Source organism: Aeromonas sp. (assembly GCF_051657805.1).
GTDB lineage: Bacteria > Pseudomonadota > Gammaproteobacteria > Enterobacterales > Aeromonadaceae > Aeromonas.
The window spans coordinates 118,217-139,893 of record NZ_JBOFLJ010000059.1 but is presented as its reverse complement, the minus strand read 5'-3'; the positions used below and the strand labels follow the sequence as shown (position 1 = coordinate 139,893).

Genomic DNA, 21,677 nt, shown 5'->3' with positions numbered 1-21,677 from the left:
GGGCGCGCATCACCCGGCGGCCATGTAGCGCTCGCTCTCCTCGAAGAACTCGGCCAGCGCCCACCACATCAGCACAGGGTTCGAATACATGGGGAAGTGGCCGCAGCGGGGGATCTCGGTCAGCCTTACCCCGGCCTGAGACAGCGCCCCCAGATAGGAGAGGTGGGCGTTCTGCTCCCCGTACAGGAAGTGCCGGGGGCACGGCAGGGCGAGGAACTTGCCGAGCAGGTCCCCCTCATCCGAATGGGCCACCATGGAGCGGAAGATGGGGCGCACCGCCTCGGTGCGTACCTTGTGACGCAGGCTGGCGGCATAGAGGGCGCTCGCCATGTCCCGGCCGTGGCGGGTGCGTTCGATGAAGGCGGCGAAGAAGGCCTCGTCACTCTCGGCCGGATGGGCCTGCACCTGACGACTCAGGAAGCAATCCTCCGGCGCCAGATTGCCCTCCATGCTGGTGAAGCTGAGCACCCGCTCGGGATGACGATATGCCAGCAGCAGGGCGGTCAGCCCGCCCATGGAGTGGCCCACCAGATGGAAGCGCTCGAACCCCTTGCTCTCGATCATCTGGAGTGCCGTCAGCACCAGTAGCTCCAGATCGATGCGATCCGGCCTGTCCAGGGTGGTTGCCCCGCAGCCGGGGGCATCCCAGGCGAGGAAGGGGCGATCGTCGAAGTCGGGGTGGTGGACGAGGTCGGCGTAATCCTCCTTGGTGGAACCGAAGCCGTGCAGGAAGACGACGGGGGCACGCGTACCCGGGCGGCCGATGGCGGCGATGTCGAGCCGCACCTCCCCCAGTTGCAGGGCTTGGGTCCATTCGGTGAAACGGGGGGACATGGGATCTCCTTGGTATGGGTGGGCCAACGATGGCGGCCCCGATTATGGCCAGCCCCGGCGAGCCGGTGAATTTTGATCAGCGTATCGACATCATTCGCTTAGGCTATGACGATGACGCAGTCCATTCGATTGACCAGCCCCTCGCACCAATGAAAAAGGCCGCCAGATGGCGGCCTTTTGAGGCAACATTATCCCTATTTCACCCTGGCGATGGCGGTGTTGAGCCTCATGTTGGTGGCATCCAGGCTCGGGGTCTGGCCATAGAAGTCGAACGCCAGCTCCACCCCCTTGCGAAACACCAGGCAGTGAGTCGAGCCGCCGAAGTGGAACATGCCGAGCTGATCCCCCTTCTTCACCCTGTCCCCCGCCTTCACCGTGATGTCGCAGCTCGACACCTCGGCCATGCCCACCGGCACCACGCACATCAGGCCGATCTTGGGGTTGTCCGCCTCGATGAAGATCAGCGCCCGGGTCGCCACCGAGGTGAGGAAGGGCTGGGAGTTGTTGGGGGCGCTGGGATCCGCCCCATCGGCATCGAGGAAGCCCTCGTACTGGTTCTCCAGATAGTAGGTGCCGTTGACGACGCGCACCTTGCGGATGGTGCCACTCACCGGACTGTGCCAGCGGTGGTAGCTCAAGGCGCTGAGGAAGGCCTGGTAGACGGTGCCGCCGTCGAACAGGGGCGCCGTGTCGTCGAAGTCCAGCATGTTGTCCAGGGAATAGGGCTGGCCCTTGAGCCAGAAGCGATCGCTGCGGCTCACCCCCGTCTTCACCTGCAGGGGCGCCGACTCGCAGGCATTGACGATGACGCTGTCATCCTCCGGGGAGGAGACCGGCCGCACGCCGGGGCGGAAGGTGCGGGTGAAGAAGTCATCCCAGCATCCGAAGCCATGGTAGTCCGCCGCCGGATCGCACTGGAAGATGGCATCGAAACGGGTCGGGGTCGGATTGCTGCCCGCCCCCAGGGCAGAGCCGGCGACCTTCACCATCTCGGCCTGAGCCACCTCGCCGAGCCAGGGGACGATCAGGGTCTCCCTGTCCAGCCGGCTGACCGGCTCGGTCAGCACGTAGCGGGAGGCCTGGCTTTGCAGAAACTGCGACCAGTAGCCGAGGATCTTCTTGAACTGCTGGTTGACCAGGGCGTTGGCGAAGAACAGGTAACCGGATCGGGTCGCCATGGGCCAGTCCAGCAGGGCGTTGATGGGGAAGCCGATGAGGCCGGAGGGCTCGTGGGTCGGGATATCCTGATAGGCTTCCGGGGCTGTGGTCATGATGCCGTTGAGCAGGACCAGGAACTCGTCGAAATTCTTCAACGCTATCTGCCCGATAGGCGTCAGGTGCTCGTGGCGCCAGGCCTCCTTGAACATGGCGTCGGCCTGGGCGTGCAACAGGGGATCGGACTTCACCAGATCCTGCAGCTGGGCGATGGGCGCCACCAGCGGCCTCGGCTGCTGCGCCACATAACGCTGCAACCGCTTGACCCAACGATCGATGTGGGCCTGATCCTGCGGTACCCAGCCACCGGGGCGGGACTTGTTCAATCGGGTTTCAACGGCCTTGTTCATCACTCATCTCCTCGCTCTCGCTTCGCGCTCCCCGTTGTCGGTCGGAACGCCCGGTTGCTTGTGCGCCCGCGTGAGGCGCAGCCCATGTGGTGTAGCACAGGGCGCAAGAACGTACGATTGCCAGAAACGACAGGGCAGAAAGCGACAAGAGCGGCTAGCGAAGAAGGACTGGGCCAAGCCGTTGAGGCTCAAGGGATAAGACGGGAAGGCAGATCCGCGAGAACGGTCGGCGGCGGCAGCCGGGCTGAGGAAGGCAGGAAAATGCGGATAACAGAAATGCGAAAGGCCAGCTCGATGAGCTGGCCTCTCTGAAAAATGGCAGGGGCGGCAGGACTCGAACCCGCAACCATCGGTTTTGGAGACCGCTGTTCTACCAATTGGAACTACGCCCCTGCAACAAACGAGGCGAATTATACAAAGCCGGGATCAAAGGTAAAGGCTTTTTTCGCACTTTCGATGCGATTGCGCAAATCACGAGCAGATGCCGCCGATTTTAGCAGCCTCAGGGGGTAACTCGCTGTATTTACAGCCTTGTCAGGGTAGGAAAGCCACCGAAATGGGGGTAGGGTGGGATCGGGAGCGAGGCAAGAGGAGGATGCTCATGCTCAATTACCGCTTACTTCAACAACTTGCACCACTCAACTTCAGGGATGAGAGCAAAACCGAGGCCCTGCCCGACTACCTGGCACGGGTCGGTCCCCAGGTCCCCTTCATTCCTTCCAACGTGCTGACCCAGTGGATTTATCGCCATTGGCGCGGTTTCGAGTCCAACTGGAGCTTTATCGATCTCGCCAGCCACAGCTTCGAGTGCGAACACTGGCCCACAGAGCGCGTGCTGACCGACATCGACTCCCGTCACATGGAGGTGATCGATCGCTGGGGAGAGCTGCTGCGCCACAATCGCTACGTGCGCCGCTCCTGGCTCGGGGAGAAGATGCTGGCCCTGGGCACCTGGTCCGAGCCCATCATAGTGCTGGAACCCGAGCCCGATGCCTGCTACCCCGACGGCCAGCCCCTGCCCCGCCCTTATTGCCTGTTGGAGGGACACCACAGGCTCGGCTACCTGCGCAGCATGGCGCAGGATGGCCTGCCCCTGGAGTCGCACCACCAGCTCTGGGTTTGTCGACCCGTTCGCGCCAGTTAAACGTTTTTTTGACGAAAAAGTGCCCATAAAATAAATTTTTGACAATTCAAAAACCGACTCTATAATCGTTGCGGTTTTGAAAAAGGTCGGGACAGGACGATGCCGTTTTTGATGAAAAAAGCAGCCTTGCAGACGGGGGGAGCGCACCAGAGCGGCCCCGTTGTTTCCGGTTCCCGACCCACAGATCCCCAATTGTTTTTAAAAAGAGCCCCTGTTTCAGGGGCTTTTTTTTGTGCCCGAAAAACCCTCATCAACGCCAAAGGGAATGCAGACGATGACCAATCCTCTCTATAAAAAACACGTCATCTCCATCTCGGATCTGACCCGCTCCGACATGGAACTGGTGGTCGCCACCGCACAGCGGTTGAAGGCCGAACCCGACACCCGCCTGCTGAAAGACAAGCTGGTCGCCAGCTGCTTCTTCGAGGCCTCCACCCGCACCCGCCTGTCGTTCGAGACCGCGGTGCAGCGCCTTGGCGGCAACATCATCGGCTTCGCCGACGGCGGCAACACCAGCGCCAAGAAAGGGGAGACCCTGGCGGACTCCATCAAGATCATCGGCTCCTACAGCGATGCGGTGGTGATGCGCCACCCGAAGGAGGGGGCCGCCCGCCTCGCCTCCGAGTTCTCCCGGGTGCCTGTCATCAACGGCGGTGACGGCTCCAACCAGCATCCGACCCAGACCCTGCTCGACCTCTTCTCCATCCACGAGACCCAGGGCAAGCTGGATGGCCTCAACGTCGCCTTCGTCGGCGACCTGAAATACGGCCGTACCGTCCACTCCCTGGCCCAGGCCCTGAGCCTGTTCAACTGCCGCTTCTTCTTCATCTCCCCCGAGGCGCTGGCGATGCCGGACTACTTGTGCGAGGAGCTGGAGGAGAAGGGCATCCAGTTCAGCGTGCACGAGACCATGGAAGAGGTGATGCCTGAGCTAGACATCCTCTACATGACCCGAGTCCAGAAGGAGCGCTTCGACGAGACCGAGTACAAGCACATGGCCGCCAAGTTCGTGCTGGAAGTGGCCACTCTGGAAGGGGCCAAGCCGACCATGAAGATCCTGCATCCCCTGCCCCGGGTCGACGAGATCGAGGTCGCCGTCGACCAGACCCCCCACGCCTACTACTTCCAGCAGGCGGAGAACGGGGTCTATGCGCGCCAGGCACTGCTGGCACTTGTACTGAACGAAACCGTCTAAGGGAAAGGGGAACATCATGTCCGAGAAGAACCAACTGCAAGTCGAAGCCATCCGTCAGGGCTCCGTCATCGACCACATCCCCGCCGGCCAGGGCATCAAGATCCTCAAGCTGTTCCAGCTGATCGAGACCCAGGAGCGGATCACCGTCGGTTTCAACCTGAAATCCGGCGCCCTCGGCAAGAAGGATCTCATCAAGATCGAGCACACCCGGTTGACCGAACAGCAGGCGAACCAGCTGGCCCTGTTTGCCCCCAAGGCGACCGTCAACATCATCGAAGACTTCGTGGTGGTGAAGAAGCACCAGCTGGCACTGCCCGAGTTCATCACCGGGGTGTTCCACTGCCCGAACTCCAACTGCATCTCCCACAACGAGCCGGTGGACAGCTACTTCCGGGTGCGCGAGGTGAAGGGGGCGGTGCGCATGAAGTGCAAATACTGCGAGAAGTCCTTCACCCAGGACATCGTCAGCGAACGTTACTAATAGCCAGCTGGGCCCCACGGGGCCCATTTTTGACCCCTGTCACATCACTTATTCCCCCTTTGGTTATAATTTGCCATCCCATAACGGCTAAACCCCGCTCATTCGCTGCCTGATTCTTTTTCAACAGCATCTTTTGCTAATAAACAGATGAATGGCAGATGTGGCGCATAGCCTCCGGCCATCATCAAAGGACATTCCCGTGGTCAAGATCCTCAGCCGTCCCGCCGAAACCGAGTCCGACCAGGCCCAGCTGGATGCCTGTCGCCAGATCATCGGTCAGCACTGTTACAGCACCCAGGAAGAGATCCGCCGCGAGCTGGCAGAACGGGGCTTCGCCGACATCAGCCAGTCCACCATCTCCCGCCTGCTGCGCCGCCTCGGGGTGGCCAAGGCCCAGAATGCCAACGGCAAGAAGGTCTACACCCTGGTGGACGAGCAGCTGGAGCCCGCCGGCAGCACCCGCTCCATCCACGACATGGTACGCGGCGTGGTCCACAACCAGCAGATGGTGCTGGTGCACACCACCCCGGGAGCCGCCACAGTGGTGGCCCGCCTGCTGGATCGCAACGCCGACCCGGAGATCCTGGGAGCCGTGGCCGGCAACGATGTGGTGCTGGTCGCCCCCCGTCATATCAGCCGCACCCGCCAGGCCCATGCCGCCGTGGTGCGCACCCTGGCCCAGGCACGCTGAGCCTTTCCCCCAGAATACGAATGAAAAAGGCGACCCGGGGTCGCCTTTTTCACGCTTGTGCCTTTATCTACTTCCGCCAGCCCTTCCTGCCACCGAACCAGCCCGCACAACCATCCGGGCCCTGCACACCCACTGCCATAACCACAAGGGCCGCTCTCCTGACTCAATAAAAAACGGGAGCCAGCGGCTCCCGTTTCATTGCAGTACTTGTTTATCAGGCCAGCAGAGCCCCCAGGCTCAGGCAGATCACGATCAGCACGGTCAGGATGCCAAGCAGCGGGGCCACCCACTTCAGCCAGCGCACATAGGGCACCTTGGCGATGGCCAGGCCACCCATGACCACGGCGGAGGTCGGGGTCACCAGGTTCACCAGGCCGGAGGCAGACTGGTAGGCGGTGACCACCAGCTCGCGACCCACGTTGGCGAAGTCGGCGAGGGGTGCCATGATCGGCATGGTCAGCACCGCCAGACCGGAGGAGGACGGCACCAGGAAGGAGAGCACCACTTCCAGCACGAACATCACGTTGATGAACACCACTGTGGAGAGGCCGGTCACTATGCCTTCCGCACTGTGCAAGATGGTGTGGGTGATCATGCCGTTGTCCATCACCACCACGATACCGCGGGCGATACCTATGATGAGGGCCACGCCGAGCAGGTCACGGGCACCGTCGATGAAGTTGGAGGTCAGCTCCTCCTCGCTCATGCGGGAGATGACGCCCACTATGATGGCGGCGGCCAGGAAGACACCGGAGATCTGTGCCATCCACCAGCCGAGCACGGCCACCCCGTAGATCATCACGGCGAAGGCGGCGACGAAGATACCCAGCACGATTTTGCGGGTCAGGGTGAACTCCAGCATCTCGTCACTCTTGTTGCCGAGGAAGTGGGCACGGTTCTCATCCCACTTGTCGGCCACCAGGGACTTGCTGGGATCGTTGCGCACCATCTTGGCGTAACGCATCACATAGGCCACGCACAGCAGCCAGCCGGCCACCAGCATGGCGACCCGCAGCCAGATCCCGTCGGTGAAGGAGATGCCGGCAGCGTTGGCGGCGATCACGGTCGCAAACGGGTTGATGGTGGAGCCCAGGGTACCGATACCGGCACCGAGCAGCACGGTGGCAGCCGCCACGACCGGGTCGAAGCGGGCGGCCATCATCACGGGCACCAGCAGGGTGTAGAACGGCAGGGACTCTTCCGCCATGCCGTAGATGGTGCCCCCTGCGGCGAACAGCGCCATCAGGATGGGGATCATCCACTCCTCGCGGCCACGCAGACGATCGGTGACGCGCTCGATACCGGCATCGATGGCCCCTGTCTTGGTCACTATGCCGAGGAAGCCGCCGATGATCAGGATGAAGAGGGAGACGTCGATGGCGCCCGCCTCATAGGTGTCGTGGTTGTAGAGGCCGTCGATGGGTGCCAGCAGCACGTCGACTATCCCCTGAGGATTGGCATCCACCAGCTTGTAGGTACCGGCTACCGGTACTTCCTTGCCGAGGGACTCGTTCATGGTCATGTCATATTTGCCCGCCGGCACTATCCAGCTCAGGGCGGCCACCAGGGCGATCAGCACAAACAGTATCGTGTAGGCTGACGGGAACTTGAATTTGGTCATGGTCCAGCTTCCTTCTGTGGGTGTGGTATCCATGTATCTGCGGGTTGTAGGGTTAGAGGTATTATGCCGCTGTCACATGGTCGAAAAGCCGGGGGTCACCCCCCGGCACCACTACTGCGACCTTAGTCGCCCAGCGTAGCAACCATCACTGCCTTGATGGTGTGCATCCGGTTTTCGGCCTCGTCGAATACGATGCTGTGCTCGGATTCGAACACGTCCTCTGTCACTTCCAGACCCTTCATGCCGTACTTGTCGGCCACTTCCTTGCCCATGGTGGTCTCATCGTTGTGGAACGCCGGCAGGCAGTGCATGAATTTCACATCCGGGTTCTTGGTGGCGTTGATGACGTCCATGTTGACCTGATAGGGGGTCATCAGCTTGACGCGTTGATCCCAGGCTTCTTTCGCTTCACCCATGGAGACCCAGACGTCGGTGTAGAGGAAGTCGGCACCCAGCACACCCTCTTTCACGTCTTCGGTCAGGTGGATGCGAGCGCCTGTCTCTTCGGCGATCTGGCGGCACTGGGCGACCAGCTCTTCTTCCGGCCAGAAGGCCTTGGGCGCAACCAGACGGATGTCCATGCCCATCTTGGCGGCACCGACCATCAGGGAGTTACCCATGTTGTTGCGGGCGTCACCCAGGTAGGCGAACTTGATCTGATCCAGGCGCTTGCCCTTGCCGTGTTCCAGCATGGTCATGAAGTCGGCCAGGATCTGGGTCGGGTGGAATTCGTTGGTCAGGCCGTTCCAGACCGGGACACCGGCGTAGGCACCCAGCTCTTCGACGATTTCCTGGCCGTAGCCACGGTATTCGATGCCGTCATACATGCGGCCGAGGACGCGAGCGGTGTCCTTCATGGACTCCTTGTGACCGATCTGGGAACCGCTTGGGCCGAGGTAGGAGACCTGGGCGCCCTGGTCGAAGGCCGCCACTTCGAACGCACAGCGGGTGCGGGTGGAGGTCTTCTCGAAGATCAGGGCGATGTTCTTGCCGGTCAGGTGCTTGCGCTCATAGCCACCGTATTTGGCCTTCTTCAGGTCGATGGCCAGATCGATCATGTATTGGATTTCGCGCGGGGTGAAGTCCAGCAGTTTCAGGAAGTTACGGTTACGCAGATTAAAAGCCATGATGAGTTCTCTCTATATTTGTTCAGACCAATTTGGGCAGTGTTGTTAACTACGCAGTGATTCAACGACTCAGGCATTCACGGTATTGGTAGCAACGATATTGGTGCCGGCTTCGCCTCTGAGGATGGCCAGACCATCTTCCAGGGAGCCGATGCCGACCATGCCGCCGGTCGCCTTGACGAATTCACAGGACGCTTCGACCTTGGGCCCCATGGAGCCTGCATCGAACTTGACCCCTGCCAGCTCGTCCGGGCTGGTGACCCGCAGCGGACGCTGGGTCGGCTTGCCCCAATCCAGGTAGACGGCATCGGCGTCGGTCAGGATCAGCAGGGCGTCGGCCTTGATCTGCTTGGCCAGGTAGGCGGCAGACATGTCCTTGTCGATGACGGCTTCGATACCGGTCAAGCACTGGCCATCCCAAGTCACCGGAATGCCACCACCACCGGTACAGATGATGAGGTGACCCTGGGCGATCAGGGTTTCGATGGCGTCGCCTTCGACGATGCGCTGGGGCAGCGGGGACGGAACCACGCGGCGGAAGAACTTGCCGTCGGCCTTGACGCTCCACTGCTTCTCGGCAGCCAGGGCGCGGGCTTCAGCTTCTTCATAAACCGGGCCGATAAACTTGGTCGGGTTGGCGAAGGCAGGATCCTTGGGATCGACCTGGACCTGGGTCAGCAACGCGGTGACGTTGCGGCTCGGCATCAGGTTCTTCAGTTCCTGGATCAGCATGTAGCCGATCATGCCCTGGGACTCGGCGCCCAGCACATCCAGCGGATAGGGTGCGACCTTGGTGTAGGCGCTGTTTTGCAGGGCCAGCAGGCCGACTTGTGGGCCGTTGCCATGCACCAGTACCACGTTGTAATCCTCGGCGATGCGGGCGATGGTCTTGGCGGCGGTGGCGATGTTCTTGCGCTGGATGTCAGCTTCAAGCGGCTCGCCGCGACGGAGCAGGGCATTGCCCCCCAGGGCGACGACGACAGTTGGTTTTTTCATAGCATTGATCTCGAGTGTGAGTCTGTGTGGCGCCAGCCTCCGCCGGCGCCACGCCGTCTTGTTAGATGCCGTCACGTTCCATCGGGCAGCTCATGCAGCGGGCGCCGCCGCGACCACGTCCCAGCTCTTCACCCGGGATGGGCAGCACTGTGATGCCGGCCTTGTCGTATTTCTCGTTGGTGTAGGTGTTGCGCTCGTAGCCTACGACGACCCCTGGACGCACGGTCAGCACGTTGTTGGCGTCGTTCCACTGCTCGCGCTCAGCCTCGAAGGTGTCGCCGCCGGTGGTGATGAGCTTCAGCTGATCCACACCCAGCGCCTTCTCGATGGCGGTCACGAAGTAGCCTTCTTCCTTGATGTTCATGCCGGTGGCACCGCCCGGGGTCAGGCTCCAGCAGTTCACATCCTTGCGGATGACTTCCGGATAGACGGAGAAGGTGTCTATGTCCATGTGGGTCATGACGGTATCCAGGTGCATGCAGCTGCGGTGTTTCGGCAGTTGCATGGCGATGACCTGCTTGGCCTGGCCGTGCTTGAACAGACCGCGCGCCAGGTGTTCGACACCTTGTGGCGTGGTGCGCTCGGACATGCCGATGAGCACGGCGCCGCGTCCGATGACCAGGACGTCACCCCCTTCGATGGTGGAGTTGTCGTAGTCGCGCTCTTCGTCACCGAAGTATTTGATGAAGTCCTGACCGGCAAACTGCGGGTGCCAGCGGTAGATGGCCTTCACGTGGTTGGTTTCGCGGCGACGGGCGGCCTTGGCCATGGGGTTGATGGAGACGCCACCGTAGACCCAGCAGGAGGTGTCACGGGTAAAGAGGTGGTTGGGCAGCGGCTCGATGATGAAATCGGTCGGTGCGTGCATGCCCACTACCATGTTGACGCCGCTGTAGGGCATCTCGGAGTAGGTCAGGCCGCCGGAGAGGATGCGAGCCAGCTCGCGGTGCGGCATGTCGGCCAGGAAGCAGCGCACGTCGTTGGCCAGTGCGGTGCCGAGGCGATAATCGGAGACCTGGTTTTGCAGCAGCCAGGCTTTGGCTTCCGGTACGTCCAGGGTTTCGGCCAGCAGGTTGGTCAGCAGGAAGACTTCGACATTCTGATCGCGCAGCACTTGAGCGAATTTGTCGTGCTCCTGGCCGGCGCGTTCCACGGACAGGACGTCATCGAACAGCAGATCCTGACAGTTGGAAGGGGTCAGACGCTTCAGACTGAGGTTGGGGCGGTGCAGCATGACACGGCGCAATTGGCCAACTTCAGAACCTACATAAAATTTGCTCATGATTATATTCCGTCTAGCAGTGGTCCCTGCGAGTGATTGAATAGATTCCTTCTATTCTGGCTCGTGGCTAAGGCGGGATATTCTTTATGTAGGGTACTCGGCTTGTGTTCTATCCTGCCCTTGCCTTTCGACGCAGAGATTAGGCCTGCCAAGTACCACAAACTTAGACATTGATCACATTCAATCGGAACTGAATAAAACCATGAGTTAATTTTTGATGGAGTTTACATAAATGACATTTCCCCATTCACTCCATCTCAATAAATAAGCAAAAAAGACCTCTTAAATTTCAACGAGAGAGCGTTTTCATTCATTGAAAATATCTACAAAGGGATATGCCAAATAATAAATATCAATATAAATCAATATGATAAAAACAAATTACATGTGAATTGAATTTTCTGTGCCTATGAGTGAATGGATCTTCGAAAAAGTCCCATTTGGCCTCCACATAAATAGTCACTCTCATCACCTGGCTTGCATAATCAGTTTCTTGTTCCAGATCATGGCAATGACCCCGACCCGCTTCGGCGGCTCCTCAAATGACGGGCGTCGTCCTATGTCTCTTATATGGATATGCATTTTGTCCGCATCCGGATGATGCTTTTTTCAACCGTGCCGTTGGCGCCCGTTTTTAAACTTTTTTCATTAGTTGAATTTATCGTGCCTCCTTGCGGCGCCACCCACCTCGGCTTAACTCAAACAGTGATCAGTATCACACCGAGTCCTGTCACCAAGGAGATATCCATGAAGGTCAAATCGCTGTTTCTGTTCATCGCCCTGGTCTTGCCCGCCACTCCGGCTCTGGTCAGCGCTCAGGGCGCCCCCGCCATGCCTCTGGTGGTCTGCCACGTCGACCAGGCTCCCCAGATGCTGGTACCCGAATATGTGTGCCTATGGCATGGCGGCAGCCAGCACTACTAACCCCTGAGTCCAAGGGGAGGTCTCCTCCTCTTGGCCAGACCCGTGACTCCTCCCCTCTTATTCCTTGTTCTTCCCTCACTTCGTTTATCCCGATCACCCGGTTTATGAATGGTGGCGGCAACTATGAGCGCTTCCTGCTCAGGCCGTTGATGCCCTCCTCCTCTGGCCTCATCCCCAAGCCGCCATCTGCCGGCAGGCTGACTTGCTCCAGGGCGGGTTGCCGGATCCCCCTTTAGCCTTGGGCAATATGGCGCCGAGGCCAGGGCCGGAGGACAGGCGTTCAAGCTACCTTCGCAAACGGCTCTGCCATTTGTTACGTTCCTGAACCTCAGTTAAATGATGCGTGAGACATTCGCCATACAATGCGTGAGCAAAGCTCCCATCAAGATCCCGCCATAGTCGGAAGATAAGATCGAAAAACCTGCCATAAAAAATCACAACATGATGATTAATAAAGACAAACCAATGCCATCGTTTCCTGGGAAACGAGTTAGGTAAAAACGTTTTTCAGCGTGCCGTTGTCGTCCCTCCCGAAATCCTTATAGTTACTCCTGCACGGACGCAATGAAGTCGGTCAGAAAGACTGGCTGCCAGGGTTGGGCAAATGGACTCACCACAGGATGTGGTAAAGGACACCTCCCAGGACGGAGAAAGTGCGACGGGAATGGATGACTCGTCAGGCCATGATGGCTAAAGGACACCCCAAAGGATTGGGAAGGGGAAACCTAAAGGAAGAGGTATAGTCAGGGATTGCAGGGAGCAACTTCGTTCAAGGACATGAGCGATAAGACTATCGGGGGCGACGCAAGTCGCCCCCATCTTTTTTGCCCGTTTTCTGGTTTTTCCGATGCGCCGGCCAGGGCGATCCCGGCCAGCCGATGCTTCTCTTCGCTGATGACCGCCTCACAGCAAAGGGTCATTGCAAGCGTTCATTGCAAACGGAAGTGCCCCACTATCTCCCTCAGCCTGTCGTAGGTGCGCTGCATGGACGCCGAGCTATGCACCGTCCGCTCGCCGTTGCCCTTGAGCTGGGTGATCACCTCGGCGATGGCACTCATGTTGCGGTTGATCTCCTCGGCCACCGCGCTCTGTTGTTCCGCCGCCGTGGCGATGTGGCTGATGAGATCGTTGATCTCCACCACCTCCCCCGCCATGGCATCCAGAGACGCATTCACCCTGCTGGTGTTCTCTGCCGCATCCTGACAACTCTGGCGGGTGTTGCCCATGGCCTCCACCACAGTCTGGGTGCCCCGCTGCAGCCGGCTCAGCATGGTCTGGATCTCGGCGGTGCTCTGCTGGGTGCGCCCGGCCAGGGAGCGCACCTCGTCGGCCACCACGGCGAAGCCGCGCCCCTGCTCGCCTGCACGGGCCGCCTCGATGGCCGCGTTGAGGGCCAGCAGATTGGTCTGCTCGGCGATGCCGCCGATGACTCCCAGGATGGAGCCAATCTGCTGCACATCCTGCTGCATGGCGGCGATGGAGCTGGCGGTGGTCTCCACCTCGGCCACCAGCGCGGTCACACTATCCATGGCCCTGTCCACCACCTGCCGTGACTCGCTGGCCAGCTGCTGGCTCTGGCCCGTCAGCTGGGCCGTGCTGGCCGCACTCTCCGACACCGAGATGGCGGTACGGCTCATCTCGTTGATGGCGGTGACCACCTGCTCCGTCTCCCGCACATGCTCCGCCAGCAGCCCCTGGGCCGAGCCTGTCTGCCTGGCGAGATCCGAGATCCCCTCGTTGAGCTGACCGCTGGCCTTGCTCACCTCCCCCATCATCTCCTGCAGCCGCTCGATGAAGCGGTTGATACCGGCGGAGATCTGGCCGAGATCGTCCTTGCTGGTGACCGCCAGGCGGCGGGTCAGATCCCCACTGCCTTGAGACAGCTCCTGCACCAGATCCCGCAGGGAGAGGATGGGCCTATAGGCCAGATTGAGGGCCACCATGGAGAGGATCAGCACCAGAACCGCCACCCCCAGCAGGGCCAGGGTGATCTTGCCGTTGAGGGCCTGGGTCATGGTCCGGATATGGTCCAGATCCACGTAGCCGGTCAGGGTCCACTGGCTGCCCCGGATGTCCAGCGAATTGGGACGCGCCTCGCTCTCCCCCTGGGGCTTGCCGTCGTGGAGCACGTGCCCCTGGCTGTCGGTCAGGGAGAAGTAGCGCCCCTCCCCGCTCACCTGCTCCAGCAACGTCTTGAACTCGCTCATGTCGAGGTAATAGAGGTAGGCGGAATCCGCCCCCCGCGGCACCAGGATGGAGATGACCGGCTTGCCGTCCAGCTGCTCCAGAGGGCTGACGGTGATCCGATTGTTGGCGGCGGGGATCAACTTGCGCAGGGTCTCGACCCTGGCCGGGTCGTCGATGACCCCGTTCACGTCGAACGCCATGTTGCCCACCAGCTTGACGATGTTGTGGAAGCCGGTCTCCTGCAGGGCCTTCTTGACGCTGGTCACCCCCAGATTGAGGTTGGCCGCCAGCAGCACCCGCTGGTTGATGTCCCCCGCCAGCTTCTCCTTGACCAAGGTGATCTGCTCGTTGATGTTCTCGGTGGCCTGGGTGCGGATGTAGCCGCTGATGAAGTGATTGACGCTGAGCCAGGCGGTGCCGATGGTGACCAGGATGGCGAGCAGCAGGAGGACGTTGATCTTGACTTTGAATGGCATGGGATGGGTCCCTCCAAATAGAGAGGGCCGGAATTGCTCCAGCCCTCTCTGCCAATGCTTACTTCTTCTTGGCGTACTTCATGGAGTCCAGTGCGACCGCCAGTATGATGATGCCGCCCTTGATGATGAACTGCCAGTAGGGGCTGACGCCGATATAGGTCAGACCGTAGTTGATCAGGGTGAAGATGAGCACCCCCGTGATGACCCCGGCCACCGTCCCCACGCCGCCGGCGAAGGAGACCCCGCCCACCACGCAGGCCGCGATGGCATCGAGCTCATACATGAAGCCCAGGTTGTTGGTGGCGCTGCCGATTCGGCCCGCTTCCAGCATGCCGCCGAAGGCGTAGAAGACACCGGCAAGAGCATAGATCATCACCAGGTTGACGGCCACGTTGACGCCGGACACCTTGGCGGCTTCCGGGTTGCCACCGATGGCGAAGATGTTCTTGCCGAAGCGGGTCTTGTTCCACAGCACCCAGACGAACACGCTGGCGATGGCCGCATAGAAGGTCAGGTACGATAGTTTAAAGCCCCCAATCCGGATAAACCCCTGCGCGAAGCTGGAGAAGCGGGGATCGAAGCCGGCCACCGGGGAGGCGCCCACGGAGTCGAAGTACAGCGAGTTGATGCCGTAGACGATGATCATGGTGCCCAGTGTGGTGATGAAGGGGGTCACGTTCAGGTAGGCCACGATCAGGCCGTTGATGAGACCGATCACGGCACCCACGGCGCAGACCAGCAGGATCACCACCGGGATGGGTACCTCCCCCAGGCTGGGGAACACCTTGTTGACGTTGGTCAGGGCCTGCAGCATGGTGGCCGCAATCAGGGCCGCCAGGCCCACCTGGCGGCCGGCCGACAGGTCAGTCCCCTGGGTGATGATGATGCCCGCCACCCCGAGGGCGATGATGATCCGCACCGAGGACTGGGTCAGGATGTTGCTGAAGTTGGTGAGGCTCAGGAAGGAGGGCTCCTTGATCACGATGACCATGAGCAGCACCAGCAGCACCACATAGATGCCGTTCTCTTTGAGCGCCTGCATCAGATTGAATTTTTTAGCCGACTCCATAAATGTCTTCCTGTCTTATAGGTACAGAGATGCCAGGCGCAGGATCTCGCTCTGGTCAGTTTCTTTGGTGTTGACGATCCCCGCGACCCGGCCATTGCTCATGACCATGATGCGGTCCGTGATCCCCAGCAGCTCGGGCATTTCGGAGGAGATGATGACGATCCCCTTGTCCTTCTTGGCCAGCTCCAGAATGAGCTGATAGATCTCGAACTTGGCCCCCACGTCGATGCCGCGGGTCGGTTCGTCCAGCATCAGGATCTCGGGCTGGGTCAGCAGCCAGCGGCCTATGATGACCTTCTGCTGATTGCCGCCGGAGAGGCTGCCGATCTGGGTCTGCTGGGTCGGTGTCTTGACCCGCATGGAGTCGATGACCCACTGGGTGTCGCTCTTCATCTTGTTGTCGCTGAGCAGCCCCATGGAGCCCTTGTAGCTGTCCATGTTGGCGATCAGGGAGTTGAAGGCGATGTCGAGGCGGGAGTAGATGCCGGTGGAGCGGCGCTCCTCGGTCACCAGGGCGAAGCCGTTCTGGATCGCCTCGTGGGCGGTATGGTTCGCCACCTCTTTGCCGTGCAGCCTGATGCTTCCTTCGCTGCGATCGCGGATACCGAACAGGGTCTCGACGATGTCGGTGCGCTTGGCCCCCACCAGACCGGCGATGCCGAGGATCTCCCCCTTGTGCAGGTTGAAGGTGATGTCCTGGATGGAGGGCTGGTTCTTGGCCGTCAGGTGCTCGACCTCGAGGATCACCTCTTTCGGCTCATTGGTTTTTTCCGGGAAGCGCTGGGTCAGCTCACGCCCGACCATCATGCCGATGATCTGATCCATGGTCATGCCCTGGAGCGGCCGGGTATCCACCCACTGCCCATCCCGCAATATGGTGATCTCGTCGCACAGCTGGAAGATCTCTTCCATCTTGTGGGAGATGTAGACGATGCCGCAGCCTTTCTCCTTGAGCTTGTTGATGATCTTGAAGAGGTGATTGACCTCCTTCTCGGTCAGGGAGGAGGTGGGCTCATCCATGATGACGATCTTGGCGTCATAGGAGAACGCCTTGGCGATCTCGATCATCTGCATCTGGGAAACGGACAGGGTGCCGACCTTGACCCTGGGGTCTATGTCGATGTCCAGCTCATCGAAGATGTGTTTGGTCTCTTCATACATCTTGCCGTGGTCAACGAACCACCCCTTGGTGGGGTAGCGGCCGAGCCACATGTTGTCCATCACGGTGCGTTGCAACACCAGGTTCAGCTCCTGGTGCACCATGGAGACGCCATTCTCCAGCGCCTCCTTGGAGGAGGTGAAGTTGATCTCCTCCCCCTTGAAGAAGATCTTGCCCTCATCCTTCTCATAGATGCCGAACAAGCACTTGAGCAGCGTGGATTTTCCCGCGCCATTCTCGCCCATCAACGCATGCACAGAATGAGGACGGACCCGTAAATTGACTTTATCGAGTGCCTTGACGCCAGGGAAACTCTTACTGACGTCAATCATCTCCAACAGCCATTCTGATTGTTGCCGTGTTGTCATATCAGCCATCACATCTGGTTGGAACAGAGGGCAAGGGGGTCACCCTTGCCCGGGAGGAGGGAATTACTCGAACTGGGACAGGTTGTCTTTATCCACGCCCACGTAAGGAACACGGACGATCTTGTTGTCGATCTTCCAGTTGGTGCCTTCACCGGCCGGCTTGCCTTCGGCCAGGTTCTTGGACAGATCGAAGGTGGCCTTGGCCTGGTTGGCCGCATCGTTCAGCACAGTCCCCGCCATGGCACCGCTCTTGACCATGGCCAGGGCTTCCGGCAGGGCGTCGACGCCGAACACCGGGATGGCGCTCTTGCCCTGGGCTTTCAGGGATTCAACAGCCCCCATCGCCATGCCGTCGTTGTTGGCGATGACCACTTCGATCTTGTTGGCGTTCGGGCCGGAGATCCAGGCGTCCATCTTGTCTTTCGCCATGGCGGTATCCCACATACCGGTATCCATGTGCAGCTGCTGGGTCTTGATGCCGCCATCGTTCAGGGTCTTGACGACATAGGTGGTACGGGCTTCCGCATCCGGGTGGCCCGGCTCGCCCTTGAGCAGCACGAACTGGATGACGCCATCCTTGTTCAGATCCCACTCCGGGTGTGCCTTCCAGTGCTTGGCGATCAGCTGGCCCTGGATGATGCCTGACTCCTTGGAATCGGTGCCCACGTAGTAGGCCTTGTCATAGCTGGCCATGTCCGCCGCGCTCGGTTCCTTGTTGTAGAACACCACGGGGATCTCGTCGGCACGGGCCTTCTCGATCACGACAGAGGCCGCCGCCGGGTCGACCAGGTTGATGGCCAGCGCCTTCACGCCCTTGGCCAGCAGCACGTCGATCTGGTCATTCTGCTTGGACTGGTCGTTCTGGGAGTCGTTCATCAGCAGCTCGACACCCGGGTTCGCCGCCGCTTCCTTCTCGATGGCCTTGCGCACTACCGCCATGAAGTTGTCGTCATACTTGTAGACGGTGACCCCGATGCGGGTGTCGGCCTGGGCTTGGGCTCCCGCCATCAGTCCCATCAGCAGGGTGGCGACTGTCGTGAGTTTTTTCATTGTTATGCTCCGATCTCTGTATCTGTTTTTGTAGGGAATGCTGTACACCATCTGAGCTGGCGCCAGCCTAATGTAATCAATTTGTTGTCCGATGTTCTGTGATCCTGACAACAAAATGAAAACGTTTACACTCTGTTACATAGACATGAAACCCATAAGAATCAATGAAATACAAAACGTAGAGACTCTATTGGATTCCTATGCCATTACCAGGGGATCAGACTCAGCGTAGAACACAGTTCCAATAGTAGCTCCCCGGTTGCAACCAATATTCCGGCCGCACGCTCTGGCTCCAGGAGTCATCCCCGCCCACCCCCATGTGGAAGCCGTCGAGGCACAGATGCAGACCCCCCTCGGCCACCAGGTCGGTCTGGTGGCGGGCCGCCGCAAGCTGCTGCTGGCTGTAGCGGCTGAGACTGAAGTGGAAGCGGCCCCGGATGTCGAGCTCCCCCAACCGCAGCTGGCGGGTGTCGCAGCGCAGCCCGTTGTCGGTCGGGAACACATAGGGGGTGTGCAGGGCGTCTAGCGGCAGCTGCCAGCGGCCCTGGTCGGCGGCGAGCAAGCGGTCCGGGTAGTTCTCGTGGGGGCCGCGCCCCAGCCAGCTCACCTCATCCGTCTTGGCCATCACCTCATCCACCAGCCAGAGCCGGACGCCGATGCGAGGCAGGGAAGGCATGTCGGCGGCGACCTCCACCTCGATCTCCAGTGCCATGGCACCGTCCGCGCCGAAGCGATGACGCCATAGGGTCAGGATCTTCAAGTCGTCGCCGGCGAAGTAGCCGTGGGTCACCACTATCACCCCCTGCTCCGGGCTCGCCGTCATGGCGAGGCAGCGGTGCTGCAGCGTGTTCAGGCCCGCCTCCTGCCAACGGGCAATCCAGGCGTTGGGATCCGCGTGATCCGCCTCGCTGGTGCCGATGTCGTTGTCGAGCGGTGCCCGGTAGAAGTGATCGGCGATGGCGCCCTTCAGTTGCTCGCGGCCCTGTTTGCGCCAGTGGCGGATGCGACCGCTGATCTTGTCCAGTTGCCACTCACTGCCTGCGGCGGTGGCCAGCCAGTGATCCGGCTGCTCCAGCAAGGCCGTGCTGTGGAATGCCTCTGGCAATGCCAGGGGGGATGGCAGAATGAATTGCTGACGGGCCGCCTCGTGCCCCGCCTCGGCCCAGGCCGTGGCATCCGGCTGCACTATGGCCAGATCCAGGGAGACCAGGGCTCCCGGGGTGAAGGCCGGCGGCTGCTCGAGCAGGGTCAGCGTCACGCCGGTCAGGGGAGCCAGGCTGAGTGGGCATTCACCTTCCTGCAGCACCCGACCATCCTCCCGCAGCTGCCAGCGCAGCCGCTCGTTGTCCGTGGTGCGGAACAGATAGTCGCTCAATACCTCCACCACCAGCGGCTGCTGGCTCACCAGCCTCATCTCGAACGGCTGTTGGGCCCGCTTCGCTTCAACCAGGGCGGGATGGGGCGTCCGGTCCGGGAACAGCAGGCCGTTGCAGCAGAACTGGCGGTCGTTGGGGCTGTCACCGAAGTCGCCGCCATAGGCCCAGAAATGGCGGCCGTCGTCGGTCCGTTTGTCGAGCCCCTGATCCACCCAATCCCAGACGAAGCCGCCTTGCAGGCGAGGATGGGTGCGAAACGCCTGCCAATACTCGGCATAGCCCCCCAGGCTGTTGCCCATGGCGTGGGCGTATTCACACAGGATCAGCGGCCGGGTCTCGCCGGGCAGGCCGATCCACTTGGCCAGCGCCCACTTGGGCACCGCTGGGAAGGGTTGATCCTGATGGGTGCGGGCATACATGGGGCAGATGATGTCTGTGGCCGGGGTGTCGGCACCGCCCCCCTCGTACTGAACGGGGCGGCTGGGGTCGCTCCCCTTGACCCACTGGTACATGGCGTCGTGGGCCGGGCCGTAACCGGACTCGTTGCCGAGGGACCAGATAATGACGCTGGGATGGTTGAAGTCCCGCGCCACCATGCGGGTCACCCGCTCGAGGAAGGCGCCGCTCCAGGCGGGATCCCGCGCCAGCCTGCCCATGGGGGTCATGCCATGGGTCTCCAGGTTCGCCTCGTCCACCACGTAGAGGCCGAGGCGATCGCACAGGCGATAGAACTCAGGGTGATTGGGGTAGTGGGAGCAGCGCACCGCGTTGAAGTTGTTCTGCTTCATCAGCCGCAGATCCTGCTCCATGGCGGCCCGGGTCACCACGTGGCCGAGGGCGGGATCGTGTTCGTGGCGGTTGGCGCCGCGAATGAGCAGGGGCTGGCCGTTGACCCGCAGCAGACCGCCACGGATCTCCACCGCCCGAAAGCCCACGTCATAGGCCTCGCACTCGATGCACTCACCCTGCTCGTCCAGCAGGGTCAGCGTCAGCCGGTAGAGATAAGGGGTCTCGGCACTCCACTTGTGGGGGGCGGCGACCTCCAGCCAGAGCTCGCTCCTGTCCTCAAAGGCCCCCTTCTCGTCGATGGGCGCCGTGCCGAGGGGTTGGCGCTTGCTCACCACCAGGGCGTCGCCGAAATAGAGGGCTGCCTCCACCCTAAGCCCGGCGCCGTCATTCACCTGCACCTCCAGCTTGAGGCGGGCATCCCGGTAGCAGGCATCCAGCACCGGGGTCAGCCGCACGTCCATCAGCTGGCGCACCGGTTTGTGCAACAGGCTGACGGAGCGGAAGATGCCGGAGAGGCGCCACATGTCCTGATCTTCGAGGTAGGAGCCATCGGACCAGCGCAGCACCAGGGCCGCCAGCCGGTTCTGGCCAGCCTGCAGGAAGGGGGCCAGATCGAATTCGGCGGGCAACCGGCTGTCCTGGGAGTAGCCGACCCAGCGGCCGTTGCAGAACAGATGGAAGGCGCTGTCCACCCCGTCGAAGATGATGCGGGTCTGGCCGCTGGCCAGCCAGTGGGCGGGCAGTTCAAATTCCCGGGAATAGCAGCCGGTGGGATTCTGCGCCGGCACCCTGGGGGGATCGCAGGGGAAGGGGTACTTGATATTGGTGTAGATGGGGCGATCGAAGCCCTGCAACTGCCAGTTGCCGGGTACCCGAACCGTGGTGGCATCCGCCAGATCCTGCTCGAGCCACTCGCCCGGCACCTGCTCCGGCGCCTCGAAGAAGGAGAACTGCCAGTCACCATCCAGCAGCAGGCGCGAGGGAGACGGGGTCCCGGCCCGGGCATCCGCCTCGCTGCGCCAGCTGGACAGGGGAGTATGAGCGGGCAAGCGGTTGACGGCGGTGATCGCCTGGGTCTGCCAATCCTGACGGGCCAAGATCTCCCTGAGCATCCTTATCTCTCCCTGCATTGAGTCGCGTCGATGAAAACGTCTGCAGTGTAGGAGAGTTTGATGCGGGAAACGGCGATCCCGCTCACACAGGTGTAAACGATTACACTGCAAATGTTAAGTAAAACGGGGTAAAAATGATTAAAGATGAGTAAAAATCCGATCCTCGCCATGGGGGCGCCGGGAACGAGGAAAAACAGGGAAACGGGGGAAGGGGGAAGAAGCGCCTGACGC

At 60.9% G+C, this 21,677-nt stretch carries 16 protein-coding genes and 1 tRNA gene; 5 read left to right on the top strand and 12 right to left on the bottom strand.

The window, feature by feature from the left end; genetic code table 11:
• Positions 1 to 9: 9 nt before the first annotated feature.
• From ACRCYW_RS18590 to ACRCYW_RS18580, 3 genes are all read right to left on the bottom strand, one after another.
• Entirely contained in the window at positions 10 to 834 is an 825-nt protein-coding gene (locus ACRCYW_RS18590; protein WP_438551492.1) for an alpha/beta hydrolase, read from the bottom strand.
• 194 nt (positions 835 to 1,028) lie between these two features.
• Positions 1,029 to 2,399 (bottom strand): phosphatidylserine decarboxylase family protein, encoded by a 1,371-nt coding sequence (locus ACRCYW_RS18585; RefSeq protein ID WP_438551491.1) that lies wholly within the window; start codon positions 2,397 to 2,399, stop codon positions 1,029 to 1,031.
• Between the two features lie 316 nt (positions 2,400 to 2,715).
• Positions 2,716 to 2,792, bottom strand: a tRNA-Trp gene (locus ACRCYW_RS18580).
• Positions 2,793 to 3,000: 208 nt separating this feature from the next.
• On the opposite strand from ACRCYW_RS18580, the gene ACRCYW_RS18575 reads away from it, so the two are divergent.
• The 4 genes from ACRCYW_RS18575 (at position 3,001) to ACRCYW_RS18560 (ending at position 5,910) form a co-directional block, all read left to right on the top strand.
• Entirely contained in the window at positions 3,001 to 3,543 is a 543-nt protein-coding gene (locus tag ACRCYW_RS18575) for a hypothetical protein (protein ID WP_438551490.1), read from the top strand.
• 274 nt (positions 3,544 to 3,817) lie between these two features.
• A complete protein-coding gene (pyrB, locus tag ACRCYW_RS18570) occupies positions 3,818 to 4,738 on the top strand; it encodes an aspartate carbamoyltransferase (protein WP_438551489.1) in 921 nt (306 codons plus the stop codon).
• 16 nt (positions 4,739 to 4,754) lie between these two features.
• Positions 4,755 to 5,219, top strand: a complete 465-nt coding sequence (gene pyrI / locus ACRCYW_RS18565; protein ID WP_349920181.1) for an aspartate carbamoyltransferase regulatory subunit — start codon at positions 4,755 to 4,757, stop codon at positions 5,217 to 5,219.
• Positions 5,220 to 5,418: 199 nt separating this feature from the next.
• The gene (locus tag ACRCYW_RS18560; RefSeq protein WP_438551488.1) at positions 5,419 to 5,910 is read left to right on the top strand and encodes an arginine repressor; all 492 of its coding nucleotides are present in this window, start codon (positions 5,419 to 5,421) and stop codon (positions 5,908 to 5,910) included.
• A 214-nt stretch (positions 5,911 to 6,124) separates the two neighbouring features.
• Here the strand turns inward: ACRCYW_RS18560 and ACRCYW_RS18555 are convergent, their stop codons facing one another.
• The 4 genes from ACRCYW_RS18555 to arcA form a co-directional block, all read right to left on the bottom strand.
• Positions 6,125 to 7,531 (bottom strand): YfcC family protein, encoded by a 1,407-nt coding sequence (locus ACRCYW_RS18555; protein WP_438551487.1) that lies wholly within the window; start codon positions 7,529 to 7,531, stop codon positions 6,125 to 6,127.
• Positions 7,532 to 7,653: 122 nt separating this feature from the next.
• On the bottom strand, positions 7,654 to 8,658 hold the full coding sequence (gene argF, locus ACRCYW_RS18550) for an ornithine carbamoyltransferase (RefSeq protein ID WP_100859991.1): 1,005 nt from the start codon (positions 8,656 to 8,658) through the stop codon (positions 7,654 to 7,656).
• A gap of 69 nt (positions 8,659 to 8,727) precedes the next feature.
• Positions 8,728 to 9,654: a carbamate kinase gene (locus ACRCYW_RS18545; protein ID WP_438551486.1), complete on the bottom strand. Its 927-nt coding sequence runs from the start codon at positions 9,652 to 9,654 to the stop codon at positions 8,728 to 8,730.
• Positions 9,655 to 9,715: 61 nt separating this feature from the next.
• On the bottom strand, positions 9,716 to 10,936 hold the full coding sequence (arcA, locus tag ACRCYW_RS18540) for an arginine deiminase (RefSeq protein WP_332502980.1): 1,221 nt from the start codon (positions 10,934 to 10,936) through the stop codon (positions 9,716 to 9,718).
• A 747-nt stretch (positions 10,937 to 11,683) separates the two neighbouring features.
• Between arcA and ACRCYW_RS18535 the strand changes: the two genes are divergently transcribed.
• On the top strand, positions 11,684 to 11,860 hold the full coding sequence (locus ACRCYW_RS18535; RefSeq protein WP_438551485.1) for a hypothetical protein: 177 nt from the start codon (positions 11,684 to 11,686) through the stop codon (positions 11,858 to 11,860).
• A 929-nt stretch (positions 11,861 to 12,789) separates the two neighbouring features.
• Here ACRCYW_RS18535 and ACRCYW_RS18530 read toward each other — a convergent pair.
• The 5 genes from ACRCYW_RS18530 to ACRCYW_RS18510 all read right to left on the bottom strand — a co-directional run bounded on the left by ACRCYW_RS18530 (position 12,790) and on the right by ACRCYW_RS18510 (position 21,446).
• A complete protein-coding gene (locus ACRCYW_RS18530; RefSeq protein WP_438551484.1) occupies positions 12,790 to 14,523 on the bottom strand; it encodes a methyl-accepting chemotaxis protein in 1,734 nt (577 codons plus the stop codon).
• A 58-nt stretch (positions 14,524 to 14,581) separates the two neighbouring features.
• A complete protein-coding gene (gene mglC, locus ACRCYW_RS18525) occupies positions 14,582 to 15,592 on the bottom strand; it encodes a galactose/methyl galactoside ABC transporter permease MglC (protein ID WP_438551483.1) in 1,011 nt (336 codons plus the stop codon).
• A gap of 15 nt (positions 15,593 to 15,607) precedes the next feature.
• Positions 15,608 to 17,128, bottom strand: coding sequence for a galactose/methyl galactoside ABC transporter ATP-binding protein MglA (gene mglA / locus ACRCYW_RS18520; RefSeq protein ID WP_438551482.1), 1,521 nt, complete (start codon positions 17,126 to 17,128; stop codon positions 15,608 to 15,610).
• A gap of 54 nt (positions 17,129 to 17,182) precedes the next feature.
• Positions 17,183 to 18,169 carry a galactose/glucose ABC transporter substrate-binding protein MglB gene (mglB, locus tag ACRCYW_RS18515; protein ID WP_438551481.1) on the bottom strand — a complete coding sequence of 329 codons (987 nt, stop codon included), beginning with the start codon at positions 18,167 to 18,169 and terminating at the stop codon, positions 17,183 to 17,185.
• A gap of 223 nt (positions 18,170 to 18,392) precedes the next feature.
• Positions 18,393 to 21,446, bottom strand: coding sequence for a beta-galactosidase (locus tag ACRCYW_RS18510; protein WP_438551480.1), 3,054 nt, complete (start codon positions 21,444 to 21,446; stop codon positions 18,393 to 18,395).
• Positions 21,447 to 21,677: the final 231 nt, after the last annotated feature.